The 23,596-nt window shown below is 73.5% G+C and carries 22 protein-coding genes; 10 read left to right on the top strand and 12 right to left on the bottom strand.

Going from position 1 to position 23,596, the window contains the following annotated elements; all coding sequences use genetic code 11:
- Window positions 1-3: 3 nt before the first annotated feature.
- From AB0C17_RS15240 to deoC, 5 genes are read right to left on the bottom strand one after another with little or no spacing between them, the layout of a single operon-like run.
- The gene (locus AB0C17_RS15240; RefSeq protein ID WP_357381496.1) at window positions 4-909 is read right to left on the bottom strand and encodes a M56 family metallopeptidase; all 906 of its coding nucleotides are present in this window, start codon (window positions 907-909) and stop codon (window positions 4-6) included.
- A 10-nt stretch (window positions 910-919) separates the two neighbouring features.
- Complete coding sequence (locus AB0C17_RS15235; RefSeq protein WP_357381498.1) at window positions 920-1,378, bottom strand: BlaI/MecI/CopY family transcriptional regulator; 459 nt, start codon at window positions 1,376-1,378, stop codon at window positions 920-922.
- A gap of 50 nt (window positions 1,379-1,428) precedes the next feature.
- Window positions 1,429-2,253: an aldehyde dehydrogenase family protein gene (locus tag AB0C17_RS15230; RefSeq protein WP_357381500.1), complete on the bottom strand. Its 825-nt coding sequence runs from the start codon at window positions 2,251-2,253 to the stop codon at window positions 1,429-1,431.
- On the bottom strand, window positions 2,246-3,676 hold the full coding sequence (locus AB0C17_RS15225; RefSeq protein ID WP_357381502.1) for an aldehyde dehydrogenase family protein: 1,431 nt from the start codon (window positions 3,674-3,676) through the stop codon (window positions 2,246-2,248). Before AB0C17_RS15225 ends, AB0C17_RS15230 begins: the two co-directional genes overlap by 8 nt.
- A 5-nt stretch (window positions 3,677-3,681) precedes the next feature.
- Entirely contained in the window at window positions 3,682-4,641 is a 960-nt protein-coding gene (deoC, locus tag AB0C17_RS15220; RefSeq protein WP_357381505.1) for a deoxyribose-phosphate aldolase, read from the bottom strand.
- Window positions 4,642-4,777: 136 nt separating this feature from the next.
- Between deoC and upp the strand changes: the two genes are divergently transcribed.
- On the top strand, window positions 4,778-5,410 hold the full coding sequence (gene upp, locus AB0C17_RS15215; RefSeq protein ID WP_013284009.1) for a uracil phosphoribosyltransferase: 633 nt from the start codon (window positions 4,778-4,780) through the stop codon (window positions 5,408-5,410).
- Window positions 5,411-5,508: 98 nt separating this feature from the next.
- Window positions 5,509-6,183 carry a GPP34 family phosphoprotein gene (locus AB0C17_RS15210; RefSeq protein WP_357381507.1) on the top strand — a complete coding sequence of 225 codons (675 nt, stop codon included), beginning with the start codon at window positions 5,509-5,511 and terminating at the stop codon, window positions 6,181-6,183.
- Window positions 6,184-6,270: 87 nt separating this feature from the next.
- Here the strand turns inward: AB0C17_RS15210 and AB0C17_RS15205 are convergent, their stop codons facing one another.
- Together AB0C17_RS15205 and AB0C17_RS15200 are read right to left on the bottom strand one after the other, a co-directional pair.
- A complete protein-coding gene (locus AB0C17_RS15205) occupies window positions 6,271-7,935 on the bottom strand; it encodes a phospho-sugar mutase (RefSeq protein ID WP_357478952.1) in 1,665 nt (554 codons plus the stop codon).
- Window positions 7,936-7,984: 49 nt separating this feature from the next.
- The gene (locus AB0C17_RS15200; protein WP_357478949.1) at window positions 7,985-9,997 is read right to left on the bottom strand and encodes a protein kinase; all 2,013 of its coding nucleotides are present in this window, start codon (window positions 9,995-9,997) and stop codon (window positions 7,985-7,987) included.
- A gap of 203 nt (window positions 9,998-10,200) precedes the next feature.
- On the opposite strand from AB0C17_RS15200, the gene AB0C17_RS15195 reads away from it, so the two are divergent.
- Together AB0C17_RS15195 and AB0C17_RS15190 are read left to right on the top strand one after the other, a co-directional pair.
- Window positions 10,201-11,784, top strand: coding sequence for a methylmalonyl-CoA mutase family protein (locus AB0C17_RS15195; protein WP_357478944.1), 1,584 nt, complete (start codon window positions 10,201-10,203; stop codon window positions 11,782-11,784).
- A gap of 474 nt (window positions 11,785-12,258) precedes the next feature.
- On the top strand, window positions 12,259-13,518 hold the full coding sequence (locus AB0C17_RS15190; protein WP_357381516.1) for an amidohydrolase: 1,260 nt from the start codon (window positions 12,259-12,261) through the stop codon (window positions 13,516-13,518).
- Here the strand turns inward: AB0C17_RS15190 and AB0C17_RS15185 are convergent.
- Window positions 13,475-14,479 (bottom strand): DUF4349 domain-containing protein, encoded by a 1,005-nt coding sequence (locus AB0C17_RS15185; protein ID WP_357381518.1) that lies wholly within the window; start codon window positions 14,477-14,479, stop codon window positions 13,475-13,477. The two genes, AB0C17_RS15190 and AB0C17_RS15185, sit on opposite strands and share 44 nt — an antisense overlap.
- A gap of 124 nt (window positions 14,480-14,603) precedes the next feature.
- Between AB0C17_RS15185 and AB0C17_RS15180 the strand changes: the two genes are divergently transcribed.
- Genes AB0C17_RS15180 through AB0C17_RS15165 form a run of 4 tightly spaced genes read left to right on the top strand, consistent with a single transcriptional unit; the run spans window position 14,604 to window position 17,951 of the window.
- Window positions 14,604-15,233, top strand: a complete 630-nt coding sequence (locus AB0C17_RS15180) for an MBL fold metallo-hydrolase (protein ID WP_357381520.1) — start codon at window positions 14,604-14,606, stop codon at window positions 15,231-15,233.
- Window positions 15,234-15,235: 2 nt separating this feature from the next.
- Window positions 15,236-16,162 (top strand): hypothetical protein, encoded by a 927-nt coding sequence (locus tag AB0C17_RS15175; protein ID WP_357381522.1) that lies wholly within the window; start codon window positions 15,236-15,238, stop codon window positions 16,160-16,162.
- A gap of 43 nt (window positions 16,163-16,205) precedes the next feature.
- Window positions 16,206-16,946: a hypothetical protein gene (locus tag AB0C17_RS15170; RefSeq protein WP_357381524.1), complete on the top strand. Its 741-nt coding sequence runs from the start codon at window positions 16,206-16,208 to the stop codon at window positions 16,944-16,946.
- Window positions 16,947-16,988: 42 nt separating this feature from the next.
- Window positions 16,989-17,951, top strand: a complete 963-nt coding sequence (locus AB0C17_RS15165; RefSeq protein WP_357381526.1) for a GNAT family N-acetyltransferase — start codon at window positions 16,989-16,991, stop codon at window positions 17,949-17,951.
- A 74-nt stretch (window positions 17,952-18,025) separates the two neighbouring features.
- Here the strand turns inward: AB0C17_RS15165 and AB0C17_RS15160 are convergent, their stop codons facing one another.
- Complete coding sequence (locus AB0C17_RS15160; protein ID WP_354864796.1) at window positions 18,026-18,481, bottom strand: gamma-glutamylcyclotransferase; 456 nt, start codon at window positions 18,479-18,481, stop codon at window positions 18,026-18,028.
- A gap of 106 nt (window positions 18,482-18,587) precedes the next feature.
- On the opposite strand from AB0C17_RS15160, the gene AB0C17_RS15155 reads away from it, so the two are divergent.
- Window positions 18,588-19,991 carry an NAD(P)H-quinone dehydrogenase gene (locus AB0C17_RS15155; RefSeq protein WP_357381530.1) on the top strand — a complete coding sequence of 468 codons (1,404 nt, stop codon included), beginning with the start codon at window positions 18,588-18,590 and terminating at the stop codon, window positions 19,989-19,991.
- Here AB0C17_RS15155 and AB0C17_RS15150 read toward each other — a convergent pair.
- From AB0C17_RS15150 to AB0C17_RS15140, 3 genes are all read right to left on the bottom strand, one after another.
- A complete protein-coding gene (locus AB0C17_RS15150; protein ID WP_357381532.1) occupies window positions 19,969-20,670 on the bottom strand; it encodes a DUF998 domain-containing protein in 702 nt (233 codons plus the stop codon). The two genes, AB0C17_RS15155 and AB0C17_RS15150, sit on opposite strands and share 23 nt — an antisense overlap.
- A gap of 96 nt (window positions 20,671-20,766) precedes the next feature.
- Entirely contained in the window at window positions 20,767-20,904 is a 138-nt protein-coding gene (locus tag AB0C17_RS15145) for a hypothetical protein (protein WP_357478940.1), read from the bottom strand.
- Between the two features lie 297 nt (window positions 20,905-21,201).
- Window positions 21,202-21,825, bottom strand: coding sequence for a DedA family protein (locus tag AB0C17_RS15140; protein ID WP_357478937.1), 624 nt, complete (start codon window positions 21,823-21,825; stop codon window positions 21,202-21,204).
- Window positions 21,826-22,327: 502 nt separating this feature from the next.
- On the opposite strand from AB0C17_RS15140, the gene thrS reads away from it, so the two are divergent.
- A complete protein-coding gene (gene thrS, locus AB0C17_RS15135) occupies window positions 22,328-23,545 on the top strand; it encodes a threonine--tRNA ligase (RefSeq protein ID WP_357478934.1) in 1,218 nt (405 codons plus the stop codon).
- Window positions 23,546-23,596: the final 51 nt, after the last annotated feature.

Raw genomic sequence — 23,596 nt, 5'->3', positions numbered from 1 at the left:
GGGTCAGCTCAGGAACAGGGCGAACGGCAGGGAGACGAGCGTGCCCGCGACCGCCAGCGCCATCGCGCCGAGCACCCGCGGCGGGCGGTCCGCGTCGAGCAGCCGCTGCACGCGTACGTCCAGGTCGCGGTCGCCGAGTCCGAGCGTGCCGGCCGGCTGCACCCGGTGCTCGGCGGCGGCGAACCGGCGCAGCGCCCCGGCGAGCGGCGCGTCCGCGTGCAGTTCCCGGGCCTTGTCGTCGGCGCGCATCTCGACCAGCAGCGCCACCCGCGCGTGCGCGTCCCGCACCCACTGGAACCAGGGCAGCGCCCGGCACAGCGCGGTGAACGGCAGCAGCACCAGGTCGTGCCGCTCCTGGGCGTGTGCCCGCTCGTGGGTGAGCACCGCCGCCAGCTCGGCCGGATCGAGCAGATCGAGCGTTCCCGCGCTCACCACCACCCGGGGCCGCACCCCCGGCAGGCAGTACGCCGCCGCGCTCGGGTGGTCGAGCACCAGCGCGCCCGGCACCGTCGGGTCGTGCCGGGCCACCAGGTGCAGCAGCTCCCGGTGCCGGCGTTGGGCGCGTACCGCGCCGTGCAGGCTGCGTACCGTCGTGGTGAGCAGCACCACGCCGATGCCGAGACCGACGCCCACCAGGCTGAGGTGCACCGCGCCCACCCCGGCCGGCAGCGTGCCGTGGGCCAGGTCGTCGGCCAGCGCCAGCAGCGCCCACGCGGTCGCCCGGTCGTACGCGTCGAGCCCCAGCGCCATCGGCAGCCCCATGGCCGACAGGCCGAGCGCCAGCCCGACCGCCTGCCAGCAGACGATCGCCACCCGGGGCGCCCGCCAGGTCCAGCGCGCGACGGCGAGGACCTGCGCGGTCAGCCAGCAGGCCAGGATGATCGCGGCGAAGTGCAGGGCGTACGCCACGGCAGCCGCCCTACCGGTCCGTCGCCTCGTCGAGCGCCGGCCGGCCGGGCCGGGGATCCTCGACCCGGCCGACCGGTCCGTCCTCGACGGTCGCGGGGCCGGTCGCTCCGGCCTCGGCGCTGAGCGCGGCGCGGAGGACGTCCGCCTCCGTGCCGGTCACCGAGCGGGCGAAGCGCACCAGCGCGGCGTCCCGGCTGCCGCCGAGGTCGAGGGCTTCGAGCATGAGCTGGGCGATGTGTGCCTCGCGGGTGGCGGCGGGACGGTAGCGCCAGGCGCGACCCTCCCGCTCACGCTGCACCATGCCCTTGCCGGCGAGCCGGTCGAGCACTGTCATCACAGTCGTGTAGGCGAGTTCGCGGCCGTCCAGGGCGTCGGCGACCTCGCGCACCGTCACGCCGCCCGACGAGGCGGGTGCCGCGTCCCACAGCACGTCCATCACCGCACGCTCAAGGTCCCCCAGCCGAGTCACCCGGCAATCCTACCCCCGGTAGTAGATCCCTTCCGACCCCCGGCGTGCGGTCAGACGCCCTTCGGGTGCCAGACCGTCTTGGTCTCCAGCAGCGTGGTCATCCGGGTGACGCCGGGGTCGGCGTACCAGTCGTGGCCGGCCGGCGCCGGCCGCAGCACCCGCTTCAGGTTCTCCGCCGCCCTGACCTCCAGGTCGGCCGCCAGCTCGGCGTCGGCGACGCCGGTCAGGTCGATCGCGTTCACGTCCATGTGCGCGGCGAGCGTCGGCACGGTCTCGGTCAGCCGGCCGGTGAGGATGTTCACCACCCCGCCGGGCAGGTCGGAGGTGGCGAGCACCTCGGCCAGCGTCACCGCCGCCAGCGGCGCCGCCGGGGAGGCGGCCACCACCACCGTGTTGCCGGTGACGATCGCCGGGGCGATCACGCTCACCAGGCCGAGCAGCGCGGGCTCCTCGGGGGCCACCACCGCGACCACGCCCGTCGGCTCCGGCGCGGACAGGTTGAAGTACGGCCCGGCCACCGGGTTCGCGCCGCCGTACACCTGGGGCAGCTTGTCGGACCACCCGGCGTACCAGACCCAGCGGTCGATCGCCGCGTCCACCTCGTCGGCCGGGACGCCCAGGGCGACGAACTGCTCGCGCCGGCCCTCAAGCATCTCGGCGACCCGGTAGAGGATCTGACCCCTGTTGTACGCGGTCGCCCCGGCCCAGCCCTTCACCGCGGCGCGGGCGGCCACAACCGCGTCCCGCGCGTCCTTCCGGGAGGCAAGAGACACGTTCGCGGATTGCACGAGATACGACCGTCCCGACTCGCTGCGCGGGAACTTCCCGCCGATGAAGAGCTTGTACGTCTTGCGTACCGCGACCCGCTCAGACACTGAGGTACCCCTCCAGCCCGTGCCGGCCGCCCTCGCGACCGTAGCCCGACTCCTTGTAGCCGCCGAACGGCGACGTCGGGTCGAACTTGTTGAACGTGTTGGCCCACACCACGCCCGCGCGCAGCCGGTCGGCCACCCACAGGATCCGGGAACCCTTGTCGGTCCAGATCCCGGCCGACAGCCCGTACGGCGTGTTGTTCGCCTTCTCGACGGCCTCCGCCGGGGTGCGGAAGGTGAGCACGGACAGCACCGGGCCGAAGATCTCCTCGCGGGCGATCCGGTGCGCCTGGGTGACTCCCGTGAAGATGGTCGGCGCGAACCAGAAGCCGCGCTCGGGCAGCTCGCACGGCGGCGACCAGCGCTCCGCGCCCTCGGCGGACCCGGCGTCGGACAGCTCCCGGATGCGGGCGAGCTGCGCGGCCGAGTTGATCGCGCCCACGTCGGTGTTCTTGTCCAGCGGGTCGCCGACCCGCAGCTGGGCCATCCGGCGCTTGAGCGACTCCAGCACCCGGTCGGCCACCGACTCCTGGACCAGCAGCCGGGAACCGGCGCAGCAGACGTGCCCCTGGTTGAAGAAGATGCCGTTGACGATGCCCTCGACGGCCTGGTCGATCGGGGCGTCGTCGAAGACGATGTTGGCGGCCTTGCCGCCCAGCTCCAGCGTGAGCTTCTTGCGGGTGCCGGCCACCGCGCGGGCGATGGCGCGGCCGACCTCAGTGGAGCCGGTGAACGCCACCTTGTCCACGCCCTGGTGCTCGACCAGCGCCCGGCCGGTGTCACCGGCGCCGGTGACGATGTTCACGACGCCGGCGGGCAGGTCGGCCTGCTGGCAGATCTCGGCGAACAGCAGCGCGGTCAGCGGGGTGGTCTCGGCCGGCTTGAGTACCACGGTGTTGCCGGCGGCGAGCGCCGGGGCGATCTTCCACGCCAGCATGAGCAGCGGGAAGTTCCACGGGATGACCTGCGCGGCCACGCCGAGCGGCTTCGGTTCCGGCCCGAAGCCCGCGTGGGGGAGCTTGTCCGCCCAGCCCGCGTAGTAGAAGAAGTGCGCGGCGACAAGCGGCAGGTCGACGTCGCGGGACTCCTTGATCGGCTTGCCGTTGTCCAGCGACTCCAGCACGGCCAGCTCGCGCGAGCGCTCCTGGATGATCCGGGCGATCCGGAACAGGTACTTGGCCCGGTCCCGGCCCGGCATCGGACCCCAGACCTTCTCGTACGCGCTGCGCGCGGCGCGGACCGCGCGGTCCACGTCCTCGGCGCCGGCCTCGGCGATCTCGGCCAGCACCTCCTCGGAGGCCGGGTTCACCGACTTGAAACTGCCGCCGGAGGCCGGGTCGACGAACGCGCCGTCGACGAAGAGCCCGTACGAGGGCTTGATGTCCACCACCGAGCGGGACTCGGGGGCGGGTGCGTATTCGAACATCGCGTTCAGTCCAGGGTGAAGTAGTCGGGGCCGGCGTAGACGCCGGTCGTCAGCTTGGTGCGCTGCATGAGCAGGTCGTTGAGCAGGCTGGACGCGCCGAACCGGAACCAGTCCGGGCTCAGCCAGTCGGCGCCGGCCGTCTCGTTGACCATGACCAGGTACTTGATCGCGTCCTTGGTGGTCTTGATGCCACCGGCCGGCTTCACGCCGACCTGACGCCCGGTGGCGGCGCGGAAGTCGCGTACCGCCTCCAGCATCACCAGCGTCACCGGCGGCGTGGCGGCGACCGGCACCTTGCCGGTGGAGGTCTTGATGAAGTCTCCGCCCGCGAGCATGGCGAGCCAGGACGCGCGCCGCACGTTGTCGTACGTGGCCAGCTCACCGGTCTCCAGGATGACCTTGAGGTGGGCTGCCCCGCAGGCATCCTTGGTGGCCACGATCTCGTCGTAGACCTCCTGGTAGCGCCCGGCGAGGAACGCGCCCCGGTTGATCACCATGTCGATCTCGTCCGCGCCCGCCTCGACCGCCGCCCGCACGTCGGCGAGCTTGATCTCCAGCGGGGCCTGGCCGGACGGGAACGCGGTCGCCACGCTGGCCAGGTGCACGCCGCTGCCGCGCAGCACCTCGGCCACGTACGGGACCATCGACGGGTAGACGCAGACGGCGCCGACGTGCGGGCAGCTCGGGTCGGCCGGGTCGGGGCGCAGCGCCTTGGCGGCCAGCGCCCGCACCTTGCCCGGGGTGTCCGCCCCCTCCAGGGTGGTCAGGTCGACCATCCGGATCGCCAGGTCGATCGCCTCGGCCTTGGCGGTGGTCTTGATGGAGCGGGTGCCGAGTGCTGCCGCCCGCTGCTCCGCGCCGACCTGGTCCACGCCGGGCAGGCCGTGCAGGAAGGTCCGCAGAGCGGTCTCGGATCGTCCCAGCTCGGTGAGGTCCGACCGGGCCGACGTCGTTGTCGCCGTCATGCCCCGAATAGTACGCACCAGCGAGTCGGGTGATCTTGCTCACGATCCACGGGTCGTGAGCGTCATACGTGAGCGGTGTCGCTGGTCGTACCGCACCCGCCCTGCGCCGCGCCGCCAAACGGTAGGTTGAGCGATCGTGGACGTACACGTCATTGACCATCCGCTCGCCCAGACGCGGCTGACCGCCATGCGGGACGCCCGGACCGACTCGTCGTCGTTCCGGGCCGCGCTGCGCGAACTCACCACCATGCTGGTGTACGAGGCCGCGCGCTCCTTCCCGGTCGAGAAGTACTCGATCCAGACCCCGGTCACCGCCACCGAGGGCAGCCGGCTGGCGAACCCGCCGCTGCTGGTGCCCGTGCTGCGGGCCGGTCTCGGCATGGCCGACGCCGCGCTCGGCCTGCTGCCCGAGTCGTCGATGGGCTTCGTCGGCCTGGCCCGCGACGAGGAGACGTACGAGCCCCGCGCGTACATGGAGTCGCTGCCGCGCGACCTCAGCGGACTGCCGGTGCTGGTGCTCGACCCGATGCTCGCCACCGGCGGCTCGCTGGAGCACTGCTGCCGGCTGCTCGCCGACCGGGGCTGCACCGACATCACAGTGCTCTGCGTGCTGGCCGCGCCGGTCGGCATCGAGCGGCTGGAGCGCTCCGGCCTGCCGCTGCGCCTGGTCACCGCCTCCATCGACGAGGGTCTGAACGACTCGAAGTTCATCGTCCCCGGCCTCGGTGACGCCGGTGACCGCCAGTTCGGCGGCATGCCCCGCTTCTGAGACCGGTCCGGTGCGGGGGACGGCCCTCCGCACCGGGCGCCGGACCCACCCGGCGAGTCGATGCGCGGGGGTGCGGGGAGGCGCTAGCGTTCCGGGCCATGACTGGTGTTGCGCTCGCCGAGGAGTTGCTGCTCCTCGCGTATGACGACGAAACCGGCAAGGCCACCATGCCGCGGATCAGCCTGGACCTGGGCATGGCCGCCGCGGTGCTGGTCGAGCTGGCCCTGGCCGGACGGGTCGCGTACGCGGACGGGAACCTGGCGGTGGTCGACCCCGCGCCGACCGGCGAGCCGATCGCGGACGCCGTACTCGCCAAGATCGCCGCCGACACCCCGCACACGCCGTCGTCGTGGGTGCAGCGACTGCGGCACGGGCTGCGCGACCGGATCCTCTCCGACCTCTGCGAGCGGGGCGTGGTGCGGGACGTCGACGAGACCGAGCTGGGCTTCATCCACGTGCACCGCTACCCGGTGGCCGACGCCTCGGTCGAGGCGGACATCCGGGGGCGGCTCGCCGACGCGCTGACCAGCGGGCAGCTCCCGGACGAGCGGACCGCCGCGCTCGCCACGCTCGTCGCGGTGCTGCGGATGGAACCGGCGCTGGGGCTGACCGGCCCGGCCGCCGAGGACGCCGGCCGGCGGCTGGAGGAGATCGCCGCCGGGGCCGGGTTCTCCGGCACGGTGAGCCTTGACGACAGCGTGGTACGCCCGTCGATCAGCCTGGTCATCGCCGCGCTGGGCCAGGCCGTCGACGCCGCCCTCGGCAAGCGGTAAGGAAGGGCCCCCTCTTAACGCCTCCGGTAGAGGAAGGGCCCCTTGTTAACGCCAGGCGTTAACAAGGGGCCCTTCCTTACACCGGGGTCAGAGGCCTAGGGCGGCGGCGATCTCGTTGCGCAGCTCCGTGACCGCGGCACGCGCTCGCTGCCGGGCCGCCGGCACGTCGCCGCCGCTCACCGGCTCCACCACCTCCAGGTACGCCTTGAGCTTCGGCTCGGTGCCCGAGGGCCGGATCACCACCCGGGCCGCGCCGGTACGCAGGATCACCACGTCCGCGTCGGGGAGCAGGTCGGACGCCTCGGTCACCGGCTGCCCGAGCAGCGCGGTCGGGGTGGCCGCCCGGATCCGCGCCATCGAGTCCGCGATCACCCGCAGGTCCTCCACCCGCACCGAGAGCTGCTCGGTGTGGTGCACGCCGAACTCGGCTGCGAGCTCGTCCAGCCGGTCGAGCAGCGTACGGCCCTCGGCCTTGAGACCGGCGGCCAGCTCGGCGACAGTCAGCGCGGCGGTGATGCCGTCCTTGTCCCGCACGTGCTCGGGGGCGACGCAGTAGCCCAGCGCCTCCTCGTAGCCGTACACCAGCGGCTCCCGGCCGCCGCCGGCCCGCACGATCCACTTGAACCCGGTGAGCGTCTCGTCGTAGGGCAGGCCCCGGGCCGCCGCCATGGCCCGGAGCAGCGCCGACGACACGATCGTGGTGGCGTACAGGCCGGTCACGCCGCGCCGCATCAGGTGGTCGGCGAGCAGCGCGCCCACCTCGTCGCCGCGCAGCATCCGCCAGGACCCGGCGCCGCGTACGGCCACCGCGCAGCGGTCCGCGTCCGGGTCGTTGGCGATGGCGAGGTCCGCGCCGGTGCGGTCGGCGAGCGCGACGAGCAGGTCCACCGCGCCCGGCTCCTCCGGGTTCGGGAAGCTCACGGTCGGGAACGCCGGGTCCGGATCGGCCTGCTCGGGCACCACCCCGGGCACGCCGAACCCGGCGCGCGCGAACGCGGCGGTCAGCACCGCGGCGCCCACCCCGTGCAGCGGCGTGTACGCCACCCTCAGGTCCCGCGGTCCGGTCGGATCCACCACGGCGGCGGCCCGCTCGACGTACGCGGCCACGAGGTCGTCGCCGAGCACCTGACCGGCCGGGCCGAGCGGCACCGCCGCGAGCGGGCCGACGGACCGGATGGCCGCCTCGATCCCGGCGTCGGCGGGCGGCACGATCTGCGCGCCCGCGCCCAGCTCACCGCCGAGCCGTGCGCCCAGGTAGACCTTGTAGCCGTTGTCCTGCGGCGGGTTGTGGCTGGCCGTCACCATCACTCCGGCGACCGCGCCGAGCTGCCGGACCGCGAACGCCAGCACGGGCGTGGGCAGCGGCCGGGGCAGCAGCAGCGCCGGGCGGCCCGCACCTGTGGCCACCTGCGCGGTGCGCTCGGCGAAGGCACGCGAGCCGCGCCGGGCGTCGTACCCGATCACCAGCGGGCCCTCGCCGCCCTGGGCGGCGAGCCAGCCGACGAGCCCGGCGGCGGCCTGGGTGACCACGGCGAGGTTCATGCCGTTCGGCCCGGCGCGCAGCGGGCCGCGCAGCCCGGCGGTGCCGAAGGTCAGCGGACCGGCGAACCGGTCGGCCAGGTCGGCCGCCGTGCCGGGCAGCCCGTCGAGGACCGCGCGCAGCTCGTCGCGGTCGGCCGGGTCCGGGTCGTCGGCGAGCCAGCGCTCGGCCCGTACGCGAAGGTCGTCAAGGTCAGTGGTTTCCGCCGCCATTGCCTCATGAAAGCACGGCGGCGGATCACCACTGGCCGTCGGCCTCGACTCAGTTGGCCGCCGTGAGCTGGAACGAGCCGGCCATCGCGTCGAAGATCGGCTTGCTCTCGGCGAACCGCGCGTCGGTCGAGGAGAGGTAGAACGAGTAGACCTTGCCGTCCTTGACCAGGCCCCGCCAGATGCCGTGGCGCATGGACTCACCCTCGCCGCAGGTGTATTCGAGCTGGCCGCCGGTCTGCCCGGCCAGCGGCTGCTCGGAGACCGACACCTCGGTGTAGGGGGCGGGGCAGTTCTTGCTCTTGGCGCTGTTCTTCTTCAGGTTCCGCGACGCGAACTCGGCCCAGCTGATCGAGGTGCCGCCCCACGGCTCGGCGATGACCCGCACCTTGCGGCCCTCGTCCTCCGGGTCGACGTAGTCGACGTAGAGGCCGCCGGTCTGCCGCTGCCAGCCCTTCGGCACCTGGATGGTCACGCCCTTGACGGTCTGCTCCTGCATCTCCACCGGGGAGGCGGCGGCCGAGTTCGACGGCAGCGTGCCCACGATCGGCGGGGGCGCGTCGTCGCCGCCGCTGGTCAGCGCGATCACGCCCAGCAGCAGCACCACGGCGAGGCCACCGGCGGCGGCGAGCTGGACCTTGCGCGGCCACGCCTTCACCCGGCCGAGCAGCCCCTTCGCGCCGCCGCCACCGGCGGTGTCCGGGGCGGTGGACGGGGTGGTCCACGGCTGGCCGGTGCCGGGCACCGACCACTGGTTGCCGCCGTACACCGGCTGGGTGGCGTCGACGGTGCGGCCGTACGTGGCCGGCACGGCGGTGGGCACCGCCTGGGTCGCGTCCGCGGCGCCCTGGCCGAGCCGGACCGTGGCGTCCGGCGAGATGCGCTGGGTGGCCTCCGGCGTGCCCGGCCCGGACATCGCGCCGGTCGGCGTGTGCAGCGGACCGGCCAGCGCGTCGGCGCTCGTCTCGTCCAGCGCGGCCGCCGTCGCCGGCTTCTCGGCCGTGGGCCGCTCACCGCGGCGCAGCGCGGCGAGTCGGTCGGTGAGCGACTCTTCCGGGCCGATCATCGCCCGGCCGCCGATCTGCCCGCTCGGCTTCGGCTCCGCCGCGATCGCCGGCGGCGTGGTCGGGCGCGGCACCGGCACCACCGCGTACGGGTCGGTGACCGAGTTGACGGCGGTGGCGGTGCTGGTCAGCGGCCCGGCGAGCAGTTCGCGCAGGTTGGCGCGGGCCCGGTGCACGTCCATCCGGCGGGCCGGGTCCTTCTCCAGCAGCCCCATCAGCACGCCGGTGAGCGGGCCGCTGCGCTGCGGCGTGGCGGGCGGGTCCTCGACCACCGCGTGCATGGTCTCGATCGGGTCGCCCTTGTCGAACGGTGGCCGGCCCTCGACCGCCGTGTAGAGCGTCACGCCGAGCGAGAACAGGTCGCTGGGCGGCCCGAACTCCTGGCCCATGGCCCGCTCGGGGGAGATGAAGTGCGGCGAGCCGAGCACCATGCCGGGCGTGGTGAGCTGCACGTCGGTGGGCATCCGGGCGACGCCGAAGTCGGTGAGGACGCAGCGGCCGTCGGTGCAGATCAGCACGTTCGCCGGCTTGACGTCGCGGTGCAGCACGCCGATCGCGTGTGCCACCTCCAGGGCGCCGAGCAGCGCGATCCCGATCTTGGCGACGGCGCGCGGCGCGACCGGCCCGTCCTCGATCACCATGTCGGCCAGGCTGCGGGCGTCCAGCAGCTCCATCACGATCCAGGGGCGGCCACCCTCGGTGACCACGTCGTAGACCTGCACCACTGCCGGGTGCTGGATCGCGGCGGCGGCGCGGGCCTCCCGCAGTGTCCGTTCGTAGAGCGCGTCGCGGTCGCTCGGGGCGAGCCCCGGCGGGAGGACGACCTCCTTGACCGCCACATCACGGCGCAGCAACGTGTCTGTGGCCCGCCAGACCGTGCCCATGCCTCCGTTGCCCACCGGGGAGCGCAGCGAGTAGCGACCACCGATGGTGGTGCCGGGCGCCGCGCGTCCAGTGGGAGGACTGGCCGGTCCGCCGCTCCACGTCGGAATCTGAGTCACAGAAAAGCCACCGGGGGATATCGAGGGGGCTGGGACACAACCCCTCTATCTTGCTGGTTCCGACGCCCGATGCGAAACCCGACGCGGCGGGCGTTTACCTACTCGACGGTATGTGGTCGCTCGCTCACCTCCGGTGGGACGCCGCCGTGGGGTGTGCGGTATCCCTCACCCACCTGACGGTCTGCTCGTCCTACCATCCGGTAATGAGCGATGCGCGGTCAAGCGAGTCGGGTTTCCCGATCCAGGGCGTCTACACGGCGGCAGACCTTCCGGCGGACCTGGACGCCCGGCTGGGTGAGCCGGGCGAGTTCCCGTACACCCGCGGGGTCTACCCGACGATGTACACGTCCCGGCCCTGGACGATGCGACAGTACGCCGGGTTCGGCACCGCGACCGAGAGCAACGCGCGCTACCACCAGTTGCTGCGCGCCGGGACCATGGGCCTGTCCGTCGCGTTCGACCTGCCCACCCAGATGGGGTACGACTCGGACGACCCGATCGCGCACGGCGAGGTGGGCAAGGTCGGCGTCGCCATCGACTCCATCGAGGACATGCGCACGCTGTTCGGCGGCATCCCGCTGGACAAGGTCTCCACCTCGATGACCATCAACGCGCCCGGCTCGGTGCTGCTGCTGCTCTACCAGCTCGTGGCCGAGGAGAACGGCGTGCCGGGGGCGGCGCTCAACGGCACGATCCAGAACGACATCCTCAAGGAGTACATCGCCCGGGGGACGTACATCTTCCCGCCGAAGCCCTCGCTGCGGCTGGTCGCCGACACCTTCGCGTACTGCCGCGCCGAGGTGCCGAAGTGGAACACCATCTCCATCTCCGGCTACCACATGGCCGAGGCCGGCGCCACGCCCGCGCAGGAGGTCGCGTTCACCCTCGCCAACGGCGTGGAGTACGTCCGCGCGGCGCTCGCCGCCGGGCTGGCCGTGGACGACTTCGCGCCCCGCCTGTCGTTCTTCTTCGTGGCCCGCACCACGCTGCTGGAGGAGGTCGCCAAGTTCCGCGCGGCCCGGCGCATCTGGGCCCGGCTGATGCGCGACGAGTTCGGCGCGAAGAATCCGAAGTCGATGATGCTGCGGTTCCACACCCAGACCGCCGGTGTGCAGCTCACCGCCCAGCAGCCGGAGGTGAACCTGGTCCGGGTGGCGGTGCAGGGTCTCGGCGCGGTGCTCGGCGGCACCCAGTCGCTGCACACGAACAGCTTCGACGAGGCCATCGCGCTGCCCACCGAGAAGGCGGCCCGGCTGGCGCTGCGCACCCAGCAGGTGCTGGCGTACGAGACGGACCTGACCGCCACCGTCGACCCGTTCGCCGGGTCGTACGTGGTGGAGGCGATGACCGCCGAGGTGGAGGCGGCGGCCACCGAGCTGATGGACCGGGTCTTCGACCACGGTTCGGCGGTGGACGCGATCGAGGCCGGGTTCCAGAAGCGGGAGATCGAGCAGTCCGCGTACCGGATCGCCCAGGAGATCGACTCGGGCGAGCGTGTGGTGGTCGGCCTCAACCGGTTCCAGGTCGACGAGGAGGAGCCGTACGAGCCGCTGCGGGTGGACCCGGCGATCGAGGCGGCGCAGGGGGAGCGGCTGGCCCGGCTGCGCGCCGAGCGGGACTCGGGCGCGGTGGAGCGAGCCCTGGCCGAGCTGCGTGCCGCCGCCGAGGGGGACGCCAACGTGCTCTACCCGATGAAGGAGGCGCTGCGGGCCCGCGCCACCGTCGGCGAGGTCTGCGGCACGCTGCGCGAGGTGTGGGGGATCTACCGGCCCAGCGACCGCTTCTGAACCGTCCGGCGGCGGCCCCGCCGCGCACTGCGGTGCGTGGCGTGGGCCGCCGTCGCGCGTGTGCGATCCGGCGATCCGGGTAACCCGATCGGGTGAACGGGGACGGACAGCGTGTGCGGGCGGCTGTCGGGCGGTCGTGTCACCGTCGGGAGTCCTCCGGCAGCCGACAGTTGTCGGGCAATTGTCGGAGCGGCAGTTAATTGCCACGACTAATGCGACAATTCGGAACGGCTGACGGGTATTTGGGGGCCGCTGAAACGGTTACGCGTTGTAGGAGGTGGGGGGCGGATGACGGCGTTTGACCGCGATCTACCTGCTGTCCCGCAGATATTCGAGCCCTCCCACCAGGGCATTCGTGACGCTGCGCGGTCCGACCGCTACACGAAAGATGTTGCGCAGCGTCACCGTCGGAGGTCTAGGCTGTCTGCTGTCCGACCCGAAGATCCATCCACTTCTAGTGATCGAGAATTCGACGTGACGAGTGCGTTGACGCTGCCTTCCGGCGGCCCGCTGGCGTCGTCCCGGCCCGAGGCGCCGACCGGTTACCAGCCCCTGCCCTTCGAGCTCGACCATCTGCTCGCGCTGCGCGTACCCGGCCTCATCGAAACGCGCCGTCACCTCCACTCCCACCCGGAACTGTCCGGCGAGGAGTTCGAGACGGCCGCGCTGGTGCACCGTGAGCTGTCCCTCGCCGGTCTCAAGCCGCGCCTGCTGCCGAAGGGCAACGGCGTCATCTGCGACATCGACGGGCGCCCGGACGGGCCGGTGATCGCGCTCCGCGCCGACATCGACGCGCTGCCGCTGAGCGACCCGAAGGACGTGCCGTACCGGTCAACCGTGGAGGGCGTCTGCCACGCCTGCGGCCACGACGTGCACACGTCGGTGATGCTCGGCGTCGGCATGCTGCTGGCCCAGCTCGCCGACACCGGCCGGCTCGACGGCCGGGTCCGGCTGATCTTCCAGCCCGCCGAGGAGATCCTGCCCTGCGGCTCGCTGGAGGTCATCGAGGCCGGCGGCCTGGAGGACGTGGTGCAGATCTTCGCGCTGCACTGCGACCCGAACCTGCCGGTGGGCAAGGTCGGCCTGCGGGTCGGCCCGATCACCGCCGCCGCCGACAACGTCACTGTCAGGCTCACCGGGCCCGGCGGGCACACCGCCCGCCCGCACCTGACCGTCGACCTGGTGGACGCGCTCGGCCGGCTGGTGACCGAGGTGCCGACGCTGATCAGCCGCCGGGTGCCGGCCAACAGCGGGCTGCTGCTGGTGTTCGGCCACGCCTCGGCCGGCACCCGCTACAACGTCATCCCGTCCGAGGCGTGCGCGGCCGGCACCCTGCGGGTGATGGACCGCGACACCTGGGACCGGGCGCCCGAGATCGTCGCTCAGGTGGTGCGAGACGTGCTCGCGCCCACCGGCGCCACAGTCGACCTGGAATACCTGCGCGGCCGGCCCCCGGTGACGAACGACGCCGGCGCCATCGGCGTGCTCACCGCCGCCACCGCCGCGGCGCTCGGCCCCGACGGCATCGCCGAGACGCCGCAGAGCATGGGCGGCGAGGACTTCTCCTGGTACCTGGAGCACGTGCCGGGCGCGCTCGCCCGCCTCGGCGTCGGCCGGAGCGGGCCCAACGTGGACCTGCACCGGGCCTCGTTCGACGTGGACGAGCGCGCGATCGAAGCCGGCGTACGCCTCATGGTCCAGACCGCGCTGCGGGCACTGGCGGCGGCGCGCTGACCGGACCGTCGGCCGGCCCGGCCGGGCCCGGCGGCATCGGGCCCAGGCCGGGCGGCGGCATCGCGCCCGGGCCGGGCGGCGGCGTCCTCCGGGCCCGCACCCGGCGCCGCCACAGCAGCAGCAACCACAGCGGTACGCCGATCACCACCGCGAAGGGCAGCACCGCGCCGAGCACTGTGAGCAGGACCCGGGCCGAGGCCAGGAACGCCGACCAGCCGCCGCCCAGCCCGGCCAGGAAGCCCAGGTCGGCCTCCTCGTCGGCGGTGCTGGCGTCCTGACCGAGGAACGTCACGGTGATGGTGGACAGCGCGGTCAGGTCCGCCAGCCGGCGCTTGCGGGCCTCCAGCGACGCCAGGTCCGCCTGCCGGGTGCCCACCTCGTTCTCCAGCCGGACCAGCTCGTCGACCGACGTGGCGCGGGCGAGCAGCTTGCGGGCGCTCTCCACCCGCGCCCGCTGGGTGGCGATCCGGGCGTCCAGGTCGACCACCTGCTCGGTGACGTCCTCGGTGCGGATCTCCCGGCGCTCCTGCCGGCCGAGACCGGCGAGCCGGTCGATCACCGCGGTGAACCGGTCCGCCGGCACCCGCAGCGTCAGCGCGGCCCGCGCCTCGGCGGCCCGGCTCGACCGCCGGTCGGCGCCGACGAACCCGCCGGCCGCCGTCACCGCGGTGGTCGCCTCCCGCGCGGCGGCCTCCACATCGTCCACCCGCACCTGCATGGTCCCGGTGTAGATGATGGACCGCTGGTCGACCCGCAGGTCCGCGCCGCCGGTGCCGCCGGGAGCGGCCTGGTCGCTGTCCGCGCCGCCCTCGGCGAGTTGCTCGCTCCCCGCGCCTCTGTCGGCGGCTGGCGCGGCCGAGTCGCTGCCACCGTCTCCGCCCGCGCTGCACGCGCCCACGCCCAGCGCCGCTATCAGCCCCACCGCCACCAGGGCCACGCCCCGGAGTCGCCGTCCACCCATGCCCCGTACTCCGATCCTCGACGGCCCCGCCCGCCGGGACCGATACCTCGGACGTGACGCGTGGTCGCGCCGGTTCCGGCAGACTGCGCTGAGGACATCACGATTCGATAAGCGAGGGATCACGATGCAGGTGACCAAGTACGCCCACTCCTGCCTCCGGCTGGAGCACGACGGTGCGGTGCTTGTCGTCGACCCGGGTGTCTTCAGCGATCCGGCGGCGCTGGACGGTGCGGACGCGGTGCTGATCACCCACGAACACCCGGACCATGTGGACGTCGGCGCGCTGACCCGGGCGCTGGAGCGGCGGCCGGTGCCGGTGCACGGCCCGGCCTCGCTCGCCGGGGTGCTCGGCGACGCGGCCGAGGCGCTCGTCACGGTCGAGCCGGGACAGTCGTTCACCGTCGCCGGGGTGCCGGTGCGGGCGTACGGCGGGCAGCACGCGGTCATCCACCCGGACATCCCGGTGATCCAGAACCTCGGCTACCTCTTCGCCGACGTGGTGTACCACCCGGGCGACGCGTTGTTCGTCCCCGACGACGTGCGGGTGGACACGCTGTTCGCCCCGATCCACGCGCCCTGGTCGAAGTTCTCCGAGGTGGTCGACTTCATCCGCGCGGTCGCGCCGCGCCGGGCGTACGCGCTGCACGACGGGCTACTGAACGACAACGGCCTCGGCGTGCTGGACCGGCAGTACACGGCGCTGTCCAAGACCGACTACCGCCGTCTGGAGCCGGGCACCCGGATCGACGCCTGACCATGGCCGAGGTGCCCGCGGAGGTGATCCGGCGGCTCTACGCCACCCCGCCGGACCGGTTCGTCGCGGCCCGGGACGCCGCCGTCGCGCAGGCGCGGCAGTCCGGCGACCCGCTTACCGCCCGGGAGATCGGCAGACTGCGCCGGCCGACGGTGGCGGCCTGGCTGGTCAACCTGCTGGCCATCCGCCGTCCCGAGCTGGTCGCCGACCTCACCCAGCTGGCCGGGGCGCTGCGCGCCGCGCAACGCGACCTGCGCGGCGGCAAACTGCGGGAACTGTCAGCGCAGCGCCGCGCCGTCGTGGGCGCGCTGGTGGCCGAGGTACGCCGGCTCGCCGCCGCCGAACCCGCCGCGCCACCGGCCGGGAAACTGCCGTTGGGCGAGGTGGAGGCGACACTCAACGCCGCGCTGTCGGACACCGAGGTGGCCGAGCAGGTACGCGCCGGACGCCTGCTGCGGGCCAGCCACTACGCCGGGTTCGGCGAGGTGCCCCGACCCCAGCTGCGGCTCGTGACCGAGGGCGGGGAGACGCCTGTCGTACCGGATCGGGCGGCCGAGCGGGCCGACGCGCGCCGGGCCCGCGACGAGCGGGCGGCGCGGGCCGAACGGGCCGGGCGACGGCGGACCGCGACCCGGGAGCTGACCCGGGCCCGCGCGGACCTGGACCGGGCCGAGAAGGAGCTGGGAACCGCCGAGGCGGCCGAGCGGGACGGCGCTGCGGCGCTGGACCGGATCGAGACGGAACTGGCCGAGCTGGAGCGTCGCCGGGCCGTGGCCGAGCAGGAGCTGAGCCGGGCCCGGCTGGCCCGCCGGGGCGCGGAACGGGCGGTCACCGCGGCTCGGCGCCGGGCCGGCGAGGTGGAGGCCGTGTTGGAGGCGCTCGACGCCGAAGAGGGGGATGCCGACACCGGTGAGCACCCGGCAGACTGAGCGTGATGAATGGCTACGGTGGAGTGACGGTGACGGGCCGCCGATGACTCCGGAACAGCTCGCCGCCGCCTGCAAGCCGCTCGTGCTGGAACTCGGAGAGGCGTTCGCCCGCTGCCCGTCCACGCTGCGCCGGGCGCGGCTGCTCGGCATCTCCGGGTGGGCCTTCTACATCACCGGGCGGGCCGGAGCCCTCGGTGACGTCCGCGCCGAGACGGTGGCCGCGGCCCTCGGTTTCATCGCGCCCGAGGCGGTCACCGACGGCTGGGACGCCGCCGCGCGGACCGTCCCGCCGATCGAGGTGGCCGCCGCCAACCTGGCCGAGTGCTGCCGGTGGGGCACCGCCCGGCTCGGTGACGGCGCCGAGTCGGCGCGGCTCGCCGCGCTGCTGGGCCGGGCGGTCGACGCGGCGGACGCCAGCGGCATGCCGCTGTTCGCCGCCTGGCGGGCCATGCCGGTGCCCGAACCGTCACCCGGCGCGCGGGCGGCGGTCGGCATGCTGCTGCTGCGCGAGCACTTCGCCGGGGCGTACCTCCTGGCGGTGCGCGCGGCCGGACTGACGCCGCTGGAGGCGGTGCTGGCCGGGCCGGAGGGCGAGGCGGGCGCGGCCGCGTGCGGCTGGGCGCCCCCGTACCCGCCGGTCGGGCCGCTGGTGCGGCGCCGGCTGTGGGCCGAGGCGGTGACCGACCGGCTGGCCTCGGCGGCGTTCCGCGCGTTGAGCACCGCCGAGGGCGCCGAGCTGCTGGGTCTGCTCGGTGCCGCGCGGCAGCGCGCCCGCGGCGGATAAATGGGAGGCGACGCGCCCGGTCCGGCTGCCAGGATCTGGCCCGTGACGCTTCCCGCCGGCTGGTCGGCCCGCCGCCCGACCCTCGACGACGTGCCCGCGATCCTGGCGGTGGTGCACGCCGCCGACACGTTCGCCGTCGGCCACCCCGACTTCGACGACGAGGACGTGCGGTCCGCGCTGACCGCGCCGTTCGTCGACCCGGCCCGCGACTCCTGGCTGGTCACCGACCCGGACGGTACGGCGGTGGCCTGGTCGATCCTGGCCAACCCGAGCGGCGTGGGCCGGGAGTGGGTGGACGTGCTCGTCGACCCCGACCGCGGCGCCGACCTGCGTGCCCCGCTGCTGGCCCGGCTGCTGGAACGGGTCGCCGAGCGGGCCGCCGAGCGCGGCCTGCCCGCGCTGACCGCCCGCGCCGGGGTGTACGCGCCGGAGACCCGCTGGGCGGGCGAGCTGGCCGAGGCCGGGTTCACCCGGCTCAAGCGCTACATCCGGATGACCCGGTCGCTGGCCGGCCTGCCCGCCGAACCGGCGCCCCCGCCCGGGGTGACCGTCCGGCCGCTGCGCGCTGGCGACGAGAGCGACCTGCGGCTGTTCCACCGCATCTACGACACCGCGTTCCGGGACACCCCGGACCACGACCCGCTCGACTTCGAGCAGTGGCGGGATCTGCTGCCGTCGTACGGCAAGGTCTGGGACGAGTGGTTCCTGGCCGAGGTCGACGGCGCGCCGGCCGGCGCGCTCCAGTCCTCCGACCAGGCGCTCGACCAGGACCGGGGATGGGTGCGGACGCTGTCGGTGCTGCCCGCGTACCGGCGCCGGGGGGTGGGCGCGGCGCTGCTGCGCCGGGCCTTCGCGGTCTACGCGGCGAAAGGCCGCGCCGGGGCGGGGCTCGGCGTCGACCTGGCCAACCCGACCGCGCCGGTCACGCTCTACCGCTCCGTCGGGCTGGTGGAGGAACGCTGGGTCGACATGTACGAGCGGAGTGTGCCCGCCTCGCGGGTGTGACCCGGCACCCCCGTACCGGGGTCGCCGAGCGCGGCTGCGGCCGCGCGGCGCACACTGTCGGTGTGGGAGACGCGCTACGCCGACGCGGTGCCGGTGGGGCGGGACCGCAGCTCGGTGACGTAGTCGTCCGGCGCGCCCGCCTTCTCCGCGGCGTTCGCCAGCTCCGACAGGTACCACGCGGTGGGCAGTCCGCCCTCGTACCCGTCGAACACGTAGACCCACGCGGTCACGTCTCCGTCCAGCGTCGAGACGCGGACCGTCAGCTTGCGGTACGTCTCGGCGGTCACGCCCTCGATCTCGTCGAGCTGCGCGGCGTCGTACGGGTGGATGTCGTAGAGCGCCACGAACACCCGGTCACCCGGGGACTCGACCACGGTGCTGACCGAGCCCTCCCAGCCGATGACGTCCTCGCCGGCGAAGGTGAGCCGCCACCCCTCCAGCCAGCCGGTGCCCACCATCGGCGAGTGCGGGCAGTAGGCGCGCATGCGGGCGGGATCCAGGTTCGAGCCGTAAGCAGCGTAGAGACCCACGGCGACGACCATAGCCCGGCCGACGGGTGGGGGAGAATACGACAGTGCGTGTCGGACGGGACGGGGAGAAGAAAGTCACTGTGAGTTTCGACGAAGGGACGGCTCTGTGAGCCAGATCGTGATCATCGGCGGCGGGCCGGCCGGGTACGAGGCGGCTCTGGTCGCCGCGCAGCTGGACGCCGATGTCACAGTGGTCGAGGCGGAAGGCGCCGGCGGCGCCTGTGTGCTGTCCGACTGCGTGCCCTCCAAGACGTTCATTGCCAGCTCCGAGGTGGTCACCGGCTACCGGGACACCGAGGAGTTCGGGGTGCACTCCGACGGCCTGGAGGCGGTCACCGTCGACGCCTCGGCGGTGCACGAGCGGGTCAAGCGGCTCGCCCTGGCCCAGTCCGCCGACATCCACACCAAGCTGGTGAAGGCCGGCGTCGAGTTCGTGGCCGGCACCGCGCGGCTGGGTGAGGACACGCTCGGTCACACCCACCGGGTGATCGTCACCCCGGCCGGCGGCGGTGCGGACTACTCGATCGCCGCGTCGACGGTGCTCGTCGCGACCGGCGCGACCCCCCGCCAGTTGCCCACCGCCGTACCGGACGGTGAGCGCATCCTGACCTGGCGCCAGGTGTACGACCTGCCCGAGCTGCCCGAGCACCTGATCGTGGTCGGCTCCGGCGTGACCGGCGCCGAGTTCGCCAGCGCGTACCTGGCCATGGGCGTCAAGGTCACCCTCGTCTCCAGCCGGGACCGGGTGATGCCGCACGAGGACGCCGACGCCGCGATGGCGATCGAGCGGGTGTTCCGCGCCCGGGGCATGAGCATCCTGAACAACTCCCGCGCCGAGGCGGTCCGCCGGGCCGGCGACGGGGTGGAGGTGGTGCTCTCCGACGGCCGTCAGGTCACCGGTTCGCACGCGCTGATCGCTGTCGGCTCGATTCCGAACACCGCCGACCTGGGCCTGGCCGAGTACGGCGTGGAGCTGGCCCGGGGCGGTTACGTGACTGTGGACCGCGTCTCCCGTACCAATGTGCCGGGCATCTACGCGGCGGGTGACTGCACCGGGGTGCTGCCGCTCGCGAGCGTCGCTGCCATGCAGGGCCGGATCGCCATGTGGCACGCGCTGGGCGAGGCGGTCCGGCCGCTGCGGCTGCGTACCGTCGCCGCGAACGTCTTCACCGACCCGGAACTGGCCACCGTCGGCGTCTCGCAGGACGAGGTGGACGCCGGCAAGACCCCGGCCCGCCAGGTGATGCTGCCGCTGTCCGGCAACGCCCGGGCGAAGATGGACGACCTGGCCGACGGCTTCGTCAAGCTGTTCTGCCGGCCGGCGAGCGGTCAGGTGATCGGCGGCGTGGTGGTGGCGCCGAAGGCGAGCGAGCTGATCCTGCCGATCACGATGGCGGTGGAGAACAACCTCACCGTCAACGAGCTGGCCCACACCATCACCATCTACCCGAGCCTGTCCGGCTCCATCACCGAGGCCGCCCGTCAGCTCATGCTCCACGAGCTGGAGTAGCGGCCCTCGCTCGTCGATCATGCAGTTGTGGCCCCCGATCCAGCCGGTATGCCCGTTCTGTACGGGCCGCAACTGCATGATCGCCGGTCTCGGCCGGGGTGCGGCGGGTGGCGTGCACCGCCAGGGTGGTTATGACGGCCGTCTCGGTGAGGATGAGCAGGCGCTCGATCAGGCCGAGCAGCGCGCGGTCGCCGGGATAGGCGGACCAGATCATCGCGCCGGCCAGGAGCAGGCTGGCTACGGTCAGGCCGCGCAGCCAGGCGGCGGCGTCGCTGACCGGGTGACGGGCCAGCAGCCAGGCGGCCACCGGCAGGGCCAGGAACGACAGCACCGAGGCGTACCGGTGCACGTACGCGGCGGTGTCCATCTGCGTACCCGGCTCGTTCGTGGGCACCACGGCGGCGGCCAGCAGCCCGGCCGACCAGGCGGTCAGCAGCGCGAGCGGGACCCGGCCCGCGCCGGAGCGGCGCAGCGCGGGCAGCAGCACGAGAGTTGCCGCCGCGAGGACCGCCATCGCGGTGTCGATCACGCCGCCCCGGTCGGAGACGGCGAAGTCGCTGACGGTCAGCGACCAGGGATCCAGGTCGTCGCTCACCTCGAGGTGACCGTTCACCGCGAGTACCGCCGCCAGGACGATCCCGCCGAGGGCCAGCAGGCCGCTTCTCCGCGTTCCAGCCATACGGCCAGCCTGTCGCCGCAACCGCCCCAGACGGATCCGGGACCACCACCCACTTCGCTCCCCGGGTCGTCCCCTACCGGACCCCCGAGAACCGCGTCAGGCTACGTCGAGGCGGATGTTCCCGATCCGGGCGACCACATCAAGGTGTCCGCCCAGTCCGGTCACATAGGCGCGAAGGATCTCCAGGTTGACGCTCTCGCCATTCTCGATCTGGCTGATCCGCGCCTGAGACAAGCCCGCCGCTCCGCCAGTTGAGCCTGGGTCATACCCAGCTGCTTGCGGATCTCCGCCAGCTGCGCGCCGCTGACCGAAGCCAGCATCTTCTCTCGAAGCTGTCCCCGCCGGGCGACACGCTCGCTGTCGTCCCACGAGGGGTCGATACTTCGGGCCTTCGCCTTGACGTCGCGCCAGTTCGCCCCACCGCTCATGGCTGCTCTTCCTTCAAGTTGATCAGGTGCTCCTGGAACCGCTCGTCCGCCAACGGAAAAACCGGACTTATATGCGACGGGGGTCAACGCTCCGAACTGCGCGTCAGGTGCCGGTGGAGTCGGCGGTGGCCTCGGCGCGGGTCTGCCGGTTGTTGCTGATCCAGGTCATCGCCCACCCGGCCAGCGCGAATCCCGTCGCGGCCACCCCGCCGATCAGCAGCAGCCGCCACGCGGAGTGGGTCAGCGCCGTACCGCCCAGGTGACCGACGAGCGCGCCGTAACTGGACCAGGCGAGGGCCGCCGCCGCCGCGTACGGCACGAACAGGCGGTACGGGTAGCGGCTGCGCCCGGCCGAGAAGCAGGCCGCCATCCGTCCGCCGGGCACGAAGCGGCAGAGCAGGATCACCAGTGGCCCCGGCTCGCGCAGCCCACGGGTGACCCGGGTGACGGCCCGGCGTGCCCGCCCGGGTGTGGTGGCGCGTGCCGGGCGGCGGGTCGGCGTGCTGCGGCCGATCAGGTAGCAGGCCAGGTCCCCGATGAACACACCGGCCGCCCCGACCGCGATGGTCAGCGGCAGGCTGAGCCCGCCGTACACGGTCAGCGCCCCGCTGGTGATCATGACGAGCTGGGTCGGCACCACCGGGACGAAGGCGTCGACGATCAGCAGGATCAGCAGCAGCGCGTACGCCCACATGGGCGACGCGACATCAGAGATGAGTTCGGCCACGACCGCCACCTCGTCGGAGTTCTCCGTTCGACCGGACCGAGCCTGACGCCGTGTCCGGCGTCACCACCACCGGCCCTGCCGTGCGGTGACAGCCGACACCGGTGGGCCGTAGGTGTGGAACGAGGCAGCCCGCCGAGAGGTGACGGGTCACCGGCGCGTCTGGCTCGGGGCGGGGCGGCACATCATCGATACCCGGAGTACCGTTGGTGGGACGCGGCGCCGGAGTCGTCGGGTCCCCCGTTCTCGATGCCCGGGCCGCCGCGGGTCGCCGGCAGGTCCCGTGCCGGCGACCCGCCCCCACTCTCCATATTTCAGGTGCGCCATCGACGCCCGCGCGTCTAGCGTCAGGGCATGCGTAGCGCGGTAGTGACGACGACGCCGGGTGTTCCCGGCGTGCCGCACTGACGTTTCCGTCGACGAGGCCCCGGGGCGATCCGCTCCGGGGCCTCGCGGCGTTCCGGGCCCGCTCGCCTCCGGGTCGTACCCGATCAAGGAGAGCGACATGATCGACCACCGCAGGCTCGGCCGGGAGCTGGAGCTGTTCGTCTCCGACCCGCTCGCGGGCGCCGGGCTGCCGATCTGGCTGCCGGCCGGCGCCGCCGCCCGGCACGCCGTCGAGGAGTACGTGCGGGAGCTGGAGCGCCGGGCCGGCTACCGGCACGTCTACTCCCCGCCACTGGCCAAACGGGAGCTGTTCGAGCTCTCCGGGCACCTGGGCTACTTCGCCGACGACATGTTCCCGCCGATGCGGCTGAGCGCCGACGACGAGTTCGTGCTGCGCCCGGCGCTCTGCCCGCACCACGCGCTGGTGTTCCGGGCCCGTGGGCGTTCCTACCGGGAGCTGCCGCTGCGGGTCGCCGAGCTGGGCGGGATGTACCGGGCCGAGCGTTCCGGGGTGCTCGGCGGGCTGTCTCGCGTACGAGCCATCTCGCTCAACGACGCGCACAACTTCTGCGCGCTGGAGCAGGTCGGCGACGAGGTCCGCGAGATCCTGCGGCTGATCGGCGAGGCGTACGCCGCGCTCGGCGTCCGTCCCGCCGGGTTCCGGTTGTCGCTGCGCGGGCCGGGCCGGCGGTACGTGGGCGACGACGCCGGCTGGGGGCGGGCCGAGGAACTGCTCCGCGCCGCGCTCGACGGGGTGGACGTCGTCGAGGCGCCGGGCGAGGCCGCGTTCTACGGGCCGAAGATCGACATTCAGATCGTCGACGCGGCCGGCCGGGAGTCGACCATCTCCACCGTCCAGCTCGACTTCGACAAACCGGAACGGTTCGACCTGTCGTACACCGACTCGGACGGCCGCCGGAAACGGCCGGTGATGGTGCACCGCAGCCTCGTCGGCAGCATGGAACGGCTGTTCGCGTACCTGATCGAGGTGCACCAGGGCGCGTTCCCGGCCTGGTACGCCCCGGTGCAGGTGCTGCTGCTGCCGGTGGACGCGGCGCAGGCCGACGCGGCCGTCGCGCTGGCCCGCCGCGCCGAGGCGGCCGGGCTGCGGGCCGAGGTCGACCACGCCGGTTCGCTCGGCGCCCGGATCCGGGACGCGTCCCGCCGCCGAGTCCCGTACACCGGGGTCCTCGGCCCCCGGGAGGTGGCCGACGGTTCGGTCTCGCTGCGCCTGCGCGACGGCCGGGTGCTCGACCCGATGCCCGCCGCCGAGGCGCTGGGCCTGGTCGGCGTGGTGGTCGCGAGCCGGTCGGCGGGTCTTCTCCCGCCGGCCTGACTCCGGCCCGTCCGGGTGCCGGGAAGGCACCCGGACACCGACCGGTGCCGG

Source organism: Micromonospora sp. NPDC048887 (genome assembly GCF_040649715.1).
Lineage (GTDB): Bacteria > Actinomycetota > Actinomycetes > Mycobacteriales > Micromonosporaceae > Micromonospora.
Note: the sequence above shows the minus strand (reverse complement) of the source record. Positions and strands in the feature narration are given on the sequence as shown.

Bases quoted from the DNA above. Each gene is read 5' to 3' on its own strand.
- AB0C17_RS15225 (WP_357381502.1), bottom strand. From the start codon at position 3,676: ATGTTCGAATACGCACCCGCCCCCGAGTCCCGCTCGGTGGTGGACATC.
- AB0C17_RS15170 (WP_357381524.1), top strand. From the start codon at position 16,206: ATGACTCCGGAACAGCTCGCCGCCGCCTGCAAGCCGCTCGTGCTGGAA.
- AB0C17_RS15175 (WP_357381522.1), top strand. From the start codon at position 15,236: ATGGCCGAGGTGCCCGCGGAGGTGATCCGGCGGCTCTACGCCACCCCG.
- thrS (WP_357478934.1), top strand. From the start codon at position 22,328: ATGATCGACCACCGCAGGCTCGGCCGGGAGCTGGAGCTGTTCGTCTCC.
- AB0C17_RS15180 (WP_357381520.1), top strand. From the start codon at position 14,604: ATGCAGGTGACCAAGTACGCCCACTCCTGCCTCCGGCTGGAGCACGAC.
- AB0C17_RS15185 (WP_357381518.1), bottom strand. From the start codon at position 14,479: ATGGGTGGACGGCGACTCCGGGGCGTGGCCCTGGTGGCGGTGGGGCTG.
- deoC (WP_357381505.1), bottom strand. From the start codon at position 4,641: ATGACGGCGACAACGACGTCGGCCCGGTCGGACCTCACCGAGCTGGGA.
- AB0C17_RS15195 (WP_357478944.1), top strand. From the start codon at position 10,201: ATGAGCGATGCGCGGTCAAGCGAGTCGGGTTTCCCGATCCAGGGCGTC.
- AB0C17_RS15205 (WP_357478952.1), bottom strand. From the start codon at position 7,935: ATGGCGGCGGAAACCACTGACCTTGACGACCTTCGCGTACGGGCCGAG.
- AB0C17_RS15210 (WP_357381507.1), top strand. From the start codon at position 5,509: ATGACTGGTGTTGCGCTCGCCGAGGAGTTGCTGCTCCTCGCGTATGAC.
- AB0C17_RS15150 (WP_357381532.1), bottom strand. From the start codon at position 20,670: ATGGCTGGAACGCGGAGAAGCGGCCTGCTGGCCCTCGGCGGGATCGTC.